Source organism: Microbacterium meiriae (assembly GCF_040702565.1).
GTDB classification, from domain to species: domain Bacteria; phylum Actinomycetota; class Actinomycetes; order Actinomycetales; family Microbacteriaceae; genus Microbacterium; species Microbacterium meiriae.
The window spans coordinates 395,632-409,673 of record NZ_JBFBLJ010000001.1 but is presented as its reverse complement, the minus strand read 5'-3'; the positions used below and the strand labels follow the sequence as shown (position 1 = coordinate 409,673).

Annotated in this window: 13 protein-coding genes and 2 riboswitches; of the genes, 6 read left to right on the top strand and 7 right to left on the bottom strand. The window is 70.5% G+C overall.

Annotated elements, in window-relative coordinates; all coding sequences use genetic code 11:
* Window positions 1-21: 21 nt before the first annotated feature.
* The 7 genes from gcvH to AB0310_RS01940 all read right to left on the bottom strand — a co-directional run bounded on the left by gcvH (window position 22) and on the right by AB0310_RS01940 (window position 7,224).
* Window positions 22-399, bottom strand: a complete 378-nt coding sequence (gene gcvH / locus AB0310_RS01970; protein ID WP_060923660.1) for a glycine cleavage system protein GcvH — start codon at window positions 397-399, stop codon at window positions 22-24.
* Window positions 396-1,511 carry a glycine cleavage system aminomethyltransferase GcvT gene (gene gcvT / locus AB0310_RS01965; protein ID WP_366236476.1) on the bottom strand — a complete coding sequence of 372 codons (1,116 nt, stop codon included), beginning with the start codon at window positions 1,509-1,511 and terminating at the stop codon, window positions 396-398. The genes gcvH and gcvT overlap by 4 nt, the downstream gene beginning before the upstream one ends.
* Window positions 1,512-1,562: 51 nt before the next feature.
* A riboswitch (glycine riboswitch) is annotated at window positions 1,563-1,661 on the bottom strand.
* Window position 1,662: 1 nt separating this feature from the next.
* Window positions 1,663-1,757, bottom strand: a riboswitch (glycine riboswitch).
* 49 nt (window positions 1,758-1,806) lie between these two features.
* Complete coding sequence (locus tag AB0310_RS01960; RefSeq protein WP_187663636.1) at window positions 1,807-2,664, bottom strand: ABC transporter ATP-binding protein; 858 nt, start codon at window positions 2,662-2,664, stop codon at window positions 1,807-1,809.
* The gene (locus tag AB0310_RS01955; protein WP_268777760.1) at window positions 2,661-3,515 is read right to left on the bottom strand and encodes an ABC transporter ATP-binding protein; all 855 of its coding nucleotides are present in this window, start codon (window positions 3,513-3,515) and stop codon (window positions 2,661-2,663) included. The genes AB0310_RS01960 and AB0310_RS01955 overlap by 4 nt, the downstream gene beginning before the upstream one ends.
* On the bottom strand, window positions 3,512-4,492 hold the full coding sequence (locus tag AB0310_RS01950; protein WP_259962736.1) for an ABC transporter permease: 981 nt from the start codon (window positions 4,490-4,492) through the stop codon (window positions 3,512-3,514). The genes AB0310_RS01955 and AB0310_RS01950 overlap by 4 nt, the downstream gene beginning before the upstream one ends.
* On the bottom strand, window positions 4,485-5,480 hold the full coding sequence (locus AB0310_RS01945; protein WP_280568520.1) for an ABC transporter permease: 996 nt from the start codon (window positions 5,478-5,480) through the stop codon (window positions 4,485-4,487). Before AB0310_RS01945 ends, AB0310_RS01950 begins: the two co-directional genes overlap by 8 nt.
* Before the next feature lie 43 nt (window positions 5,481-5,523).
* Entirely contained in the window at window positions 5,524-7,224 is a 1,701-nt protein-coding gene (locus tag AB0310_RS01940) for an ABC transporter substrate-binding protein (protein ID WP_315638464.1), read from the bottom strand.
* A gap of 266 nt (window positions 7,225-7,490) precedes the next feature.
* Here AB0310_RS01940 and AB0310_RS01935 point away from each other — a divergent pair, with 266 nt between their 5' ends.
* From AB0310_RS01935 to AB0310_RS01910, 6 genes are read left to right on the top strand one after another with little or no spacing between them, the layout of a single operon-like run.
* The gene (locus AB0310_RS01935; protein WP_366236475.1) at window positions 7,491-8,207 is read left to right on the top strand and encodes an NUDIX hydrolase; all 717 of its coding nucleotides are present in this window, start codon (window positions 7,491-7,493) and stop codon (window positions 8,205-8,207) included.
* A complete protein-coding gene (gene nadA / locus AB0310_RS01930; RefSeq protein ID WP_366236474.1) occupies window positions 8,204-9,541 on the top strand; it encodes a quinolinate synthase NadA in 1,338 nt (445 codons plus the stop codon). The genes AB0310_RS01935 and nadA overlap by 4 nt, the downstream gene beginning before the upstream one ends.
* Window positions 9,538-11,073: an L-aspartate oxidase gene (gene nadB, locus AB0310_RS01925; RefSeq protein WP_366236473.1), complete on the top strand. Its 1,536-nt coding sequence runs from the start codon at window positions 9,538-9,540 to the stop codon at window positions 11,071-11,073. Before nadA ends, nadB begins: the two co-directional genes overlap by 4 nt.
* Window positions 11,073-11,924, top strand: a complete 852-nt coding sequence (nadC, locus tag AB0310_RS01920; protein ID WP_315638467.1) for a carboxylating nicotinate-nucleotide diphosphorylase — start codon at window positions 11,073-11,075, stop codon at window positions 11,922-11,924. Before nadB ends, nadC begins: the two co-directional genes overlap by 1 nt.
* A 4-nt stretch (window positions 11,925-11,928) precedes the next feature.
* Window positions 11,929-13,065: a cysteine desulfurase family protein gene (locus AB0310_RS01915; protein WP_366236472.1), complete on the top strand. Its 1,137-nt coding sequence runs from the start codon at window positions 11,929-11,931 to the stop codon at window positions 13,063-13,065.
* A 23-nt stretch (window positions 13,066-13,088) separates the two neighbouring features.
* Complete coding sequence (locus AB0310_RS01910) at window positions 13,089-14,036, top strand: glycosyltransferase family 2 protein (RefSeq protein ID WP_366236471.1); 948 nt, start codon at window positions 13,089-13,091, stop codon at window positions 14,034-14,036.
* Window positions 14,037-14,042: the final 6 nt, after the last annotated feature.

The following is a 14,042-nucleotide window of genomic DNA, read 5'->3' as shown; positions in this document are numbered from 1 at the left end:
GCGAATGCAACCACTTCCGGATCAGCCCTCCGTGAGTGCGACGTAGGCGTCGCGGTCCAGCAGTCCGTCCAGCGCGCCGGCGGCGACGGACACCTTGAGCAGCCAGCCGCCCTCGAACGGCTCGGCGTTGACGAGCGAGGGGTCGTCGACGACGGCGTCGTTGATCTCGACGACCGTGCCTGCGACCGGGGCGTAGAGCTCCCCGACCGACTTGGTGGACTCGATCTCGCCGACGACGGAGCCGGCGGTCAGCTCGGTGCCGACGGCGGGGAGTTCGACGAAGACGACGTCCCCCAACTTCTCGGCGGCGTAGTCGGTGATGCCGATGGTGACGGTGTCGCCATCACCGGCGATCCACTCGTGCTCGTCGGTGTAGCGGAGTGCGCTGAGGTCGGTCATTTTGTCCTCCGGTAGAAAGGCAGGGCGGTCACGGTCGCGGGGATGCGGGTCCCCCGCACATCAAGGAATACTGCGGTTCCCTCCTCTGCGGAAGAAGGGTCGACGAAGGCCATCGCGATGGGGTGGCCGAGCGTCGGGCTCAGGGCGCCGCTGGTGATCTCTCCGATCGGAGTGCCGTCGGCGTCGACGACCGCGTAGCCGGCACGGCCGGCGCGTCGCCCCTCCGCCGTCAGGCCGACCAGGATCCGGGCGTCGTCGGCGGGCGCCGGCGCGTCCTTGCCGACGAAACGCTCCTTCGCGGCGACCACGACGCGACCGAGGCCGGCCTGGGCGGGTGCGGTGGCGAGGCTGAGCTCATGGCCGTACAGCGGCATGCCGGCCTCCAGCCGGAGCGTGTCGCGGGCGGCGAGGCCGGCGGGAACCAGACCGTGCGGAGTACCGGCGTCGAGCACCGCGTCCCACAGCGCGGTCGCGTGGGCGGCCGGGACGAGGAGCTCGAAGCCGTCCTCTCCGGTGTAGCCGGTGCGGGCGAGGAGCAGCGGCTCTCCGGCGAACCTCGCGGTCGCCCACGCGTAGTACTTCTGCTCCGCCCACGGGACGCTGACGTCGGCGATGCCCGCCGTCGTGGCGAGGATCTCCTCGGCCCGCGGGCCCTGCACAGCGATCAGCGCGTAGTCGTCCGAGACGTCCGCGACCTCCACGGGGCCCGCGTCGGCGTCCGCCACCCGCTCGGTGAGTGCCTGACGCACGGCCTCGCGGTTGCCCGCGTTGGAGATGATGAGGAAGTCGTCGTCAGCCAGGCGGTAGACGATCACATCGTCGACGATGCCGCCCTGAGGCGTCAGCAGCAGCGAGTACTTCGCCTTGCCGACCGCGAGCGCGGACAGCCGTCCGGCGAGGGCGTAGTCGAGGAACGCCGCGGCACCGGTGCCGCGGACCGTGAACTCCGCCATGTGCGAGATGTCGAAGACGCCCGCCGCCTGCCGCACCGCGTGGTGTTCGGCGAGGTCGGACGTGTAGCGCACCGGCATCTGCCAGCCGCCGAAATCGGTGAAGGAGGCGCCGAGCGCCTCATGGCGCTCGCGCAACGGGGTGTAGCGGGGGTCGGACATGGAGTTCTCCCGGGCTGGGTCGGGCGGGACGACGACGTCGTCCCTGGGAACTCCCCCTCTGTCATGGGCCTGAGAGCTTCGCCCGCGCGCGTGCACAGGGCTTTCACCGTCGGCGGATCCCCCGGTGCTCGGGATCGCTTTTCAGAGCGGCCGGACCTCCGCGGTACGCGTACCTGAGAGATTGGCGGGGAGGCTTGCTCCTTCGGTGCCCGGCTGCATGCGCCGGGGCTCTCCCGCGTCGGTCGTTCGGCCTGTCTTCGATTGTGGGTTCAGTCTAGCGGTCTCCCCCGCCCGCTCAGGAGCCCAGGGCGAGCTCCGCCCTGACCTCGTCACGGAGCCTGCCGAGGTTCTCCGGTTCGGGTGCCGCCGCCAGGAGCGTCTTGGTGTACTCGTGCTGCGGGTTCAGGATCACCTCGTCGGCTGTTCCCCGCTCCACGACATCGCCCTGGAAGAGCACCATGATGTCGTCGGAGAAGTGCCGCGCGGTCGCCAGATCGTGTGTGATGTAGAGGACGCCGAGGTTCTCCTCGCGCTGCAGCTCGGCGAGCAGGTTGAGCACGCCGAGCCGGATCGACACGTCGAGCATCGACACCGGCTCGTCCGCCACGATGAACCGGGCACCGGGGGCGAGGGCCCGCGCGATCGCCACGCGTTGCCGCTGCCCACCGGAGAGCTCGTGCGGGCGCCGTTCGGCGAAGCTCTCCCCCGGAGTGAGCCGCACGCGCTCCAGCAGCTCGATCGCCCGCGCCCGCACCTCGCGGCTGTCGAGCTTCGGGTGGTGGAGCCGGATCGGACGCTCCAGGTGGTGCACGATCGTGTGGAAGGGGTTCAGCGAGGCGAACGGGTCCTGGAAGACCATCTGCACGTCCGACCGGTAGCGCTCCAGGGCCGAGCCCCGCGTGCCGGATTCCTCGCCGTCCAGGAGGATGCTCCCCGAGGTCGGCGTCTCCAGCTTCATCAGCATCCGGGCGATGGTGGATTTCCCCGACCCGGACTCGCCGACGAGGGCCGTGGTCCGCCCCGCCTCCAGGGTGAACGACACGTCCTTCACCGCGTGCAGCACACTCGTGCGGAACCCCGACCGCAGGTGGAAGTCCTTGACGAGGTTCCTCGCCTCGAGGGTGCCCGCACGCCTCGTCCCGTCCACGCTCATCGGATGACCTCCTGGTTCACGCCGCCGCTGCGGACGAAGTCGCCCCGCTCGCCCGTGAGGGACGGGAAGCTCGACAGCAGCCGCTGGGTGTACTCGTGCTGCGGGTTGCGGTAGATCTCCTCGGCCGTGCCCTGCTCGACGATCCGTCCCTGCAGCATGACGGCGATGCGGTCGCTGATCTCGATGAGCATGGGCAGGTCGTGGGTGATGAAGATCACCGCGAACCCGAGCTTCTCCCGCAGACGCATGATCTCCCGGATGATGCCGCGCTGCACGACCACGTCGAGCGCCGTCGTGGGCTCGTCCATGATCATGACCTGCGGGTCGAGTGCCAGCGCCATCGCGATCATCATGCGCTGGCGCATGCCGCCGGAGAGCTCGTGCGGGAAGCTCGTCAGCCGCCCGGGGTCGACGCCGACGAGCGTGAGCAGCTCCTCGGCGCGCTCCTGCTTGGCCTTCTTCGACATGCCGGGGCGATGGGTGTCGAAGATGTCGAAGATCTGCGCGCGGACCGAGATGACCGGGTTGAGGGAGTTCATCGCCCCCTGGAAGACCATCGAGATCTTGTCCCAGCGGAATGCGCGCAGCCCGTCGCCGTCGAGTCCGACGACGTCGATGTCATGGCCGTCGCGGTCGTGGAACACGATCTCGCCGTCGGTCATCAGGGCCGGCGCCTTGAGCAGCCGGTTCATCCCGTACGCGAGGGTGGTCTTCCCGCAGCCCGACTCCCCCGCGAGCCCGAGGATCTCGCCCCGGTGGAGAGTGAGTGAGACATCGCGGACGGCTTTGACCGGCGGGTCGACCTCGTACTCGATCGAGACGTTCCTGGCGGTGAGCACGGCGTCGCTCATGCGGTGACCCCCTTCTCCTTCGCGGCCTTGCGCAGACGACGGGCCGCATCGGGCGCGTTGCGCAGCTTCGGGTTGATGACCTCGTCGATGGCGAAGTTGATCAGCGCGAGCCCCGCGCCGAGGATCGCGATCATGATGCCCGGCGGCACGAACCACCACCAGGCACCGCGGCCGAGGGCCTGACCAGACTGGGCGTCGTTGAGGATCGAGCCCCAGGTGATCGAGGAGTTCGGGCCGAGGCCGAGGTAGGAGAGCCCCGCCTCGCCGAGGATGGCGAAGATGATCGCGAAGAGGAACTGCGCGGTCAGCAGCGGGAGCAGGTTCGGCATGATCTCGACGAGGATCACCCGGAGGGACTTCTCCCCCGCCACCTTCGACGCGTACACGTAGTCGCGGGTGCGGAGCGAGCGGGTCTGCAGCCGCAGCACGTACGCCGCTCCGGCCCAGGAGGTGATGCCGAGGACGAAGGCGACGAGCTGCCAGCTGCGCTGCGGCACGAACGACGCGATCACCATGACCAGCGGCAGTCCGGGGATGACGATCATGACGTTGGTCAGCAGCGCGAGGACGTCCTCCCGCCAACCGCCGAGGTACCCGGCCAGGACACCGAAGAGGAGCGAGAGCACGATGGCGATGCCGCCGGCCGTGACGCCGATGAGCAGCGACCCCTGCGCTCCGATCGCGAGCTGCGCGAGCACGTCGTTGCCGAGCTTGGTCGTGCCCAGCCAATGCTCCGCCGACGGCGCGGCGAGGGCGGGGTTGTCGGTGCTGCGCGGGTTCTGCGTGAAGAACGGCGCGATGATCGCGAAGAGCACGATGGCGAGCACGAGCACGGCACCGACGATGAACTTCGGCGAGGTGCTGGGCAGGATGCGGCGGCGTCTGCGTTCCTGACGCTGGGTGGCCAGAGCGACGGTGCCCTCGGGGGCGACGGTGGGCGACTCCTCCACGAGGAGCGGGTTCTTCGTGTCAGACATTCTGGCGAGCCCTCGGGTCGATGAAGCCATAGACGAGGTCCATGAAGAAGTTGGCGACGAGCACCGTGAGGGTGATCACGAGGAACAGCCCCTGCATCAGCGCGTAGTCGTTGTTGGTGACGGCTTGGAACATGAGCTTGCCGACACCCGGGTAGGTGAACACCTGCTCCATGACGATGGAGCCGGCGACGACGAAGCCGAGGGTGATCGAGAAGCCTGCGATCGACGGGATGGCGGCGTTCCGCGCGGCGTACGTCGTCATGATGCGCCGCGGCCGCAGTCCCTTCGCCTCAGCGGTGAGGACGTAGTCCTCGGCGAGCGTGGAGACCATCATGTTGCGCATGCCGAACATCCAGCCGCCCACCGAGCTGATCACGATCGTGATCGCGGGAAGGAGCGAGTGGGTGACGGCGTCGGTGAAGAACGCCCAGGTCGGCTCCGGGCCGTCCGGGAAGTCGAAGACGTCATACCCGCCGAACATCGGGAACCATCCCAGACCGACGGCGAAGACGGCGATGAGGACGAGCGCGAGCCAGAAGTACGGGATGGACTGCAGGACGGTGGTCGCCGGGATGAGGTGGTCGACCCAGGTGCCGCGCTTCCACCCGGCCCACGCGCCGAGAACGACGCCGAGCAGGAAGGAGATGACCGTGGCGGTGCCGACGAGCACCAGCGTCCACGGCAGGGCGCCGGCGATCAGCTCCGCCACCGGGGTGGGGAACTTGGTCACCGACACCCCGAGATCGCCGCGGAGCATGCGTCCCCAGTACGCGAGGTACTGCTCCCAGAGGGACGCATCATCACCGCCGAGCAGGAGCTTGATGTTGCGGATGGTGGTCTCGGAGACCTCTCCGCCGGCCCGCTGCATCTTCGCGATCATGATGTCGGCGGGATCCCCCGGCATGAGCCGGGGAAGCAGGAAGTTGATGGAGATCGCGGCCCACAGCGTGAATGCGTAGAACCCGATCCTTCGTGCATAGAACTTCATGTCACCTGTCCTGACTTCCTGCTTCCCCTGCTCCTCTCGAGACTCAGCCTGCGGGCTTGATCTGCGTCAGCACGTACCCGGCCGCGATCGCACCCCAGGAGGGCGGGAACGCGTAGAGGTTCTCCTCGGTCGGCCAACCGGTGTAGTCCTTCGTGTTGTAGAAGGTCTGCGTGGCGTTGATCACGAGCGGGATGTAGGGCACGTCATTGACGATCGCGTCCTGGATCGTGGCGTAGAGCTCCTTGCGCTCCGCCTCGTCCTCGGTGCTGATGGCCTGCTGGATGGCCGCATCGACGGTCGGGTTGTTGTAGCGGCTGAAGTTCCAGCGCCCCGGGGGGATCTCGGTGCCGACGGGGCTGGTGGACTGCACCTCGGTGCCGCCGAACCAGTCGCGGTAGATCTGGAACGGGTCGGCGATGGTCGTGCCGACCACGCCGCCGACGATCAGCTGGAACTCGCCGGACTGGCGGGCGTCGACGAACTCCTGCCACTGCACGGTCGACGCGGTGATCTTGATGCCCGCGGCCTCGGCCTGCTCGGCGATGAGCTTCGCGGCGTCGTTGTAGTCCGTCCAGCCGTCGACCGAGATCAGGCTGAGCTCGACGGGCGCGCCGTCCTTCTCGTAGATCCCGGAGGAGCCCTTGGTGTAGCCGGCGGCCTCGAGGATGGACGCGGCCTCCTCGACGTTGGCCTCCTGCGGGCTGACCTCGTAGGCGTCGTCGGTGAGCCACTTCTCATCGCGCGGGAGCAGCGTGTAGGCGGGCGAGACGTCGGCGGTGAGACCGACGAACGCCTTGTCCTTGATGGTGGCGCGGTCGACGGCGACGTTCAGCGCCTGCCGGACCGCCACGTCCGTCTGCGGGCCCGTGCAGCCGAGCTCGGCGTTCGAGCAGGTGTAGAGGACGGTCGGGTCCTGCGGCGTGTTGATCCACTCGATCTTGCCGTTGGCGGTCGCGTCGTCCGGGTTCGGGATGAACATGCCGGTCCAGTCCAGCTCACCCGCCGTCACGAGATCCTGCGCGGTCTGGTTGTTGTCCACCGCGATGTACTGGACCTTCTTGATGGCCAGCTCGTCGGCGCCGCGGTAGTTCTCGTTGGCGACCAGCGTGTAGGACTCGCTCGTGGTCTTGTCCACGACGTACGGGCCCGACCCGACCGGCTCCTCGTTCGTGAAGTTCGCGAAGTCGTCGACGTCCTTCCAGATGTGCTCGGGGAGGATGTAGCTCGACCCCATCCGCTGGAACTCCGTGGTGTACTGCGCGATGCCGTAGGTGAGCACGACCGTGGTGTCGTCGGTGGCCTCGGCGGAGACCAGCTGGTTGCCCTCGGGGTTGTTCGCCTCGTACAGGAAGGTGAAGGCCACGTCCGCGGCCGTGAGCGGCTCGCCGTCGCTCCACTTCAGGTCGGGCTTGATCTTCACCGTGATCTGCGTGCCGTCTTCGTTGTACTCGAAGGACTCGCCGATGAGGCCGATGGGCTCCTCGTCCTTGGTCTTGTTGTAGAAGAACAGCGGCTCGTAGATCGGGCCGAGTGCGCCGTGGAGCACGTTCGGGGCGAACGGGTTGTAGTTCGTCGTGATCGGCGTCGTGCTGCCGGCCCAGACGCGGAGGGCACGGTCGCTGGACGCGTTGCCGCCCTCGTCGCCGTCACCGCCGCCGCCACCACAGGCCGTCAGGCCCAGGGCGAGGACCGAGGCCCCCGCGACCGCCGTGAGCGCGATCTTGCGCTTTCCGTTACGGATCATTCTTCATTTCCTCTCGGTGCTGCACTGCAGGAGGGATTCTCCGGTTGGAGCCGAACCCCGGGCGGGGTTCACGGGAACCCCGGGAGGTGGCCTGCGGGCCGCCCTCGAAGGGGTTTGTTAGGACAGTAACCTAACAAACCCGCTCCGGGGGAACAAGCCTTCCTGCGGGCAGGAGATAACGTTTCGGACTCGACACCTTTCTGCGTCATGCGCCCGCACTAAAGGTCGTCGTGACACTAAGATCGTCTACGGAGGTTAAGGTGCATATGACTCGAAGTGCGGACATCCGCGTCGCCGTCTCGACGGTGATCCTCACGCTGCGCCGCGGTGACGACGGTCCTCCCGTTCTCGCACTCCCCCTCGTCCGCCGTACCCGCGAGCCGTTCGCAGAGCGATGGGCGCTTCCCGGCGGGTGGCTCACCCCCGAGGAGTCGCCGGTCGACGCCGCGGCCCGGACACTCGCCGAGACGACGGGCCTTGCGCCCACCTACCTGGAGCAGCTCTACGCCTTCGGCGCCGTCGACCGCTCCCCCATGCGGGTCGTCTCGATCGTGTACTGGGCACTGCTGCGTCAGGACGACGTCGAAGCCCAGATCACCGCGCATCGGGCATCCGGTCGCGCGCCGGAGAACGTGGAGTGGTTCGATGTCGACGGCCTGCCCGCACTCGCCTTCGATCATCACGAGATCATCGAGTACGCGCTCTGGCGCCTCCGCAACAAGGTCGGCTACAGCCGCGTGGCCCAGGGCTTCCTGCCCGCCGAGTTCACGCTCGCCGAGCTGCGGGAGGCGTACGAGTCGATCCTCGGGCGCCCACTGGACCCTGCGAACTTCCGGCGGCAGGTCGAGGCCGCGGGCAACCTCACCCGCACCGACCGCTTCCGCACGGGCAGCCACCGCCCGGCCCGCCTGTACCGCGACGACACCGACGTCGAGCTGGCCGACCGCGGCCCGCTCCGCCCCGAGGAAACGAGAACCCGATGAGCATCACCTTCATCCCGACCCCCGTGGTCCCTGCGGCCGACCCGTCCGTCGATCACGCGATCCAGGCCATCGTCGGTGGAGCCTCCACCGACGCTACGTGCACCACCGACCTCGCCGTCGGCCCGTGGGACTTCGACACGCGCCCCGGGTACGGGCCCGGATCCTCCATGGGCGACGTCATCCCGACCGGGGCTCCCCGGCAGGGGGAGCTCCCCGCCGCCTACCGCGAGGCGGACGAAGCCGAGCTCCACCGGCGCATCGAGGCGGCCAAGGCGACCCTCGGAGACCGGGTGGTGATCCTCGGCCACTTCTACCAGCGCGAGGAGGTCGTGACCCATGCGGACGAGGTGGGTGACTCGTTCCAGCTCGCCACCGCCGCCACGATGCGGCCGGATGCGGAGGCGATCATCTTCTGCGGCGTGCACTTCATGGCCGAGACCGCCGACCTCCTGTCGCAGCCCGACCAGGCCGTGATCCTGCCGAATCTCGCCGCCGGGTGCTCCATGGCGGACATGGCCGACATCGACCAGGTGGAGGAGTGCTGGGAGCAGCTCGCCGACGTGCTGGGCGACCTCGACACCCCCGACTCCGACGGCCGCGTGCCGGTGATCCCCGTCACCTACATGAATTCCTCCGCGGCGATCAAGGGTTTCGTCGGGCGGCACGGCGGCATCGTGTGCACCTCGTCGAACGCAGCCACGGTGCTGGAGTGGGCCTTCGCCCGCGGCCGTCGCGTGCTCTTCTTCCCCGACCAGCATCTGGGTCGGAACACCGCGAAGGCCATGGGGGTGCCGCTCGACCGGATGCCGATGTGGAACCCGCGGCGAGCGCTCGGCGGCTCCACCCCGGAGGAGCTCGTCGACGCGGAGGTGATCCTCTGGCACGGCTTCTGCTCCGTGCACCGGCGGTTCACCGTGGCGCAGATCGACCAGGCCCGCGCGGAGCACCCGGGGGTCCGCGTGATCGTGCATCCGGAGTGCCCGATGGAGGTCGTCGACGCGGCCGATGCGGCCGGCTCCACGGAGTACATCCGCCGCGCCATCGCCGAGGCCACGGAGCCGACGACGTTCGCGGTCGGGACCGAGATCAACCTCGTGCGCCGCCTGGCCGCGCAGTACCCGCAGCACCGGATCTTCTGCCTCGACCCGGTCGTCTGCCCGTGCTCGACCATGTACCGCATCCACCCCGGCTACCTCGCGTGGGTCCTGGAGGAGCTGGTCGCCGGCCGCACCCCGAACCGCATCACGGTCTCCCCTGACGTCGCCGCCCCGGCTCGCCTCGCGCTCGAGCGGATGCTCGCCGCCAAGCCGCCGGTGGCCGCCGGGGCACGATGAACGTCGTCGTCGTCGGCTCCGGGATCGCCGGACTCACCGCCGCGCTGCACGCGCACGAGATCGGGCATGCCGTGACGCTCGTGACGAAGAGCGCGCTCGGGGGCGGATGCACGCCGCTCGCGCAGGGCGGCGTGGCCGGCGGCTACGGGCCGGGCGACGGACCGGCGGCGCATGCCGCCGACACGATCAGCGCCGGAGCGGGTCTGTGCGATCCGGCCGCCGTCGACGCCCTCGTGGCGGACGGCGCCGCCCGGATCGCCGAGCTCCTGGCCCGCGGCGTCGCCTTCGACCGGGCGCCGGGCGGTGCCCTCGCCCGCGGGCGGGAGGCGGCGCACACCCATGCCCGCATCCTCCACGCCGGGGGCGACGCGACCGGGGCCGCGATCTCCGCGGCGCTGTGCGCGGCCGTTCAGCGCACGCCGATGTCCGTCCGCGAGCGGACGATGCTCCTCGATCTGATCGTCAAGGCGGGACGGATCCGCGGGATCACGGTCCTCCGCGAGGGCGCCGCGGTCGAGATCCGGGCCGACGCCGTGATCCTCGCCACGGGCGGGGCAGGGCAGCTCTACGCGCACACGACCAATCCGATCGAGACGACCGGCGACGGCATCGCGGCGGCTCTGCGCGCCGGCGCCGCCATCGCCGACCTGGAGTTCGTGCAGTTCCACCCGACCACCCTCCCCGGCGTCCCGGTCTTCCTCCTGTCCGAAGCCGTCCGCGGTGAGGGGGCCGTGCTCCGCGACAGCGACGGACGACGGTTCGTGTTCGACAGCCACCCCGACGGGGAGCTCGCCCCGCGCGACGTCGTCGCCCGGGCCATCGCCGGGCAGGCAGCCCGGCAGGGGACGCCCGTGCACCTCGATGCCACCGGGCTGGGGGCCGATGCGCTCGCCCGCCGCTTCCCGACCATCGACCGCGTGACGCGCGACCGCGGTTTCGACTGGTCCCGGGAGCCGCTGCCGGTGACCCCCGCCGCGCACTACCTCATGGGCGGCGTCGTCACCGACCGGCACGGACGGACCACGATCCCGGGGCTGTACGCCGTCGGCGAGACCGCCCGGACAGGAGTACACGGAGCCAACCGGCTCGCCTCCAACTCGCTCCTCGAAGGAGCCGTGTTCGGAGCCAGGGCCGCCGCCGCGCTGGACGAGCCATGGCCCACCGCTGCCGTCGACATCACCCCGTGTCCGTCATCGACGGACGGGACAGACGCGGCGGACGCGGATGTCGCACCGGAGCCCCTCCCCCCGTTCGACCGCGCGGCTCTGCAGCGGCTGCTGTGGGACGAGGTCGGCCTGCGGCGGAACGGATCCGGCCTGCAGCGCGCTCTCCGCATCGTGCGCGGGTGGGCCGTCGGGTTGCCTCCTGCGGTCGACGTCCGCACGTACGAGGACCGGAATCTGCTGCTGGTCGCCGACGCCACCCTCCGTGCCGCCCTGGCACGCCCGGCCTCGGTCGGCGCCCATCACCGCGATGATCCCGCCCCCGACGCACCGACCATGGCACACCCGTCGATCCTGGAGACCGCCTGATGCTCACCCACGCCACCCTGCACCGCGTCGTCGGAGCCGCGCTCGAGGAGGACGCCCCCTGGGGCGACCTCACCAGCACCACCCTGCTCCCCGCGGAGACGACGGCCACGGCCGACCTCGTCGCCCGCGAGGACGGGGTCTTCAGCGGCGGCGAGGTGTTCGCCGCCGCGTTCCTCCTCACCGACCCGGACGTCACGGTCGACCTGCACGTGGGCGACGGCGATGCCTTCACGGCTTCCGACGTGCTGGCCACCGTGACAGGGCCGGCCCGCGCTGTGCTCACCGCCGAACGCGTCGCGTTGAACTTCGCGCAGCGGATGTCGGGCATCGCGACGCTCACCGCCGCCTACGTCCGCGAAGTCGAGGGAACGCGGGCGCGCATCGCCGACACCCGCAAGACCACGCCCGGTCTGCGGGCGTTCGAGCGGCACGCGGTCGTGTCCGGCGGCGGGCGGAACCATCGGTACTCGCTCTCCGACGCGGTCATGGCGAAGGACAACCACCTCGCAGTGCTCCAGAGGTCCGGGCTCGATCTCGCGACGGCTCTCCGCGAGGCACTCTCGCGGCTGCCGCACACCGCCCACGTCGTCGTCGAGGTCGACCGTCTCGACCAGATCCCTGCGGTGCTCGACGGCGGCGCCCATACCGTGCTCCTGGACAATTTCTCCCTCGACGATCTGCGCGCCGGCGTGGCGCTCATCGGCGAGCGCGCCATCGTGGAGGCCTCGGGCGGCGTCGAGCTGACCACCGTCCGCGCCATCGCCGAGACCGGGGTGGATGTGATCTCGGTCGGAGCCCTCACGCACTCCGCGCGGGCGCTGGACCTCGGACTCGACCTCCGGATCGACTGAGTCCGTGCTGTACCTCGACCACGCCGCGACGTCTCCGGTACGCCCCGAGGTGCGGGCGGCCATGGAGCCCTTCCTCACCGAGGTGTTCGGCAACCCCGCCAGCCACCACACCGCGGGCGAGACCGCGGCGCGCGCGCTGGAGGACGCCCGCGCCCGGGTGGCCCGCGTGTTCGGGACGCGGGCAGGGGATGTCGTCTTCACCGGCGGCGGCACGGAGGCGAACAACCTCGCTGTGAAGGGACTCGCCCTGGGAGCGCTCGCCTCCGTCCGGCGGCGCGTCGTCGTGTCCCCCATCGAGCATGAGTCGATCCGGGAGTCGGCGGCGTACCTCGCGCGGTTCCACGGGGTGACGGTCGCGATGCCCGCCGTCGACGGCACCGGACGGATCACGCCTGACGCCCTCGACACGGCGCTCACCGACGACACGGCCGTCGTGTCCCTCGGACACGCGAACAACGAGATCGGCACCGTCCAGGACATCGCGGCGCTCCGCGAGGTCGTCCACGCCCGCCGCGTGCCCCTCCACGTCGACGCCGTGCAGTCGGCCGGCTGGCTGCCGCTGCACGAGCTGCATGCCGACGCGGTGTCGATCGCCGGGCACAAGCTCGGCGCTCCCAAGGGCACCGGGGCGCTCGTCGTCCGCGGACGCCTCACTCTGGAACCGCTCCTGCACGGCGGCGGCCAGGAGCGTGGGCGGCGGTCCGGCACCGTCGACGTCGCCGGAGCGGTGGGCCTGGCGACGGCACTGGATCTCGCCGAGCGGGAGCGCGAAGACACCGCGACCCGGGTGGAGGCCGCGACGGCGCGTTTCATCGCCGAGGTGCAGCGCCGCGTGCCCGTGGCCGCACTCACGGGGCATCCCACGCAGCGGCTCCCCGCGACGGCGAGCTTCACGATCGCCGGCGTGAGCGGCGAGGCGGTGCTGCTGGAGCTGGAGCGCCGCGGGGTGATCTCGTCCAGCGGCTCCGCCTGCGCCGCCGGCAGCGACGAGCCCTCCCCCGTGCTGCTCGCGTGCGGCATCGCCCCGGAGGTCGCCCAGACGGCCGTGCGCTTCACCTTCGGGCGCTCGGCCCTCCCTGCGGACGCTCCGGAGCGTCTCGCCGCACTCGTCGCGGAAGCGGTCGACGCGGTCCGCGGCTGACGGACGGCCCTAGACTCGGCGGAGTGACCGCCCCCGCCCCGATCGTGACGCTGATCGTGCCCGGACGCGACATCGCCGCGTTCGCCCCCGCCGCCCTCGACTCCCTCCGTGCGCAGACGGACGAGCGGTGGCGTGCGATCCTCATCGACGACGGCTCCACCGACGACACGGGAGCGATCTTCGCCGACGCCGCCGCGACGGATCCCCGCTTCACCCTGATCCGGCATGAGGATTCCGTCGGGCTCGGCGCCGCGCGCAATGTCGGCCTCGCACGGGTCGACACGCCCTTCACGGGCTTCCTCGATGCGGATGACGAGCTGATGCCGGACGCCCTCTCGACGCTCGTGGGCACGCTCGAACGCACGGAGAGCGACTTCGCCGCCGGTGCCTACGTGCGGCTGCGTCCCCAGGGGCGAGGGTACGTGCCCGGCCGCGTACAGCCGTGGGTGGCCGCGGCGACCTCTCCTCGCCGTCTCGGCACCACCCTCGCGGAGCACCCGCAGGCCGCGTCGAACATCGTCGCGTGGTCCAAGGTGAGCCGCACCGAGATGTGGTCCGACCTGCGGTTCCCCGAGGGGGTCGCCTACGAGGACCAGGTCGTCGCGCAGACGATGTACACCCGGGCGCGCGCCTTCGACGTGCTGCCTGACGTCGTGGTGCGCTGGCGCGTCCGAGCGGACGGCACCTCGATCACCCAGGGCAAGGCGCAGCTCCCCGTGCTCCGCGACTACCTCGCTGCGCTCCGCGGCGGCATCCGTGTGCTGCAGACGGCGGGCGCGCACGCCGCCGTGACCGCTCGACTCGACCTCATCCTCGCGATGGACGTCGCTCCGCTCCGGGAGATCGCCGACACGCACCCGGATCCCGCCTACGCGGCGGAGGTGTCCGCGTTCCTGGCCGAACTGCGCGCCCTTCCCGAATTCGTCGACGCCCGCCCCGACCCCACCCTCGCCGACGCCCTCTCGTGGTGAGCCCCG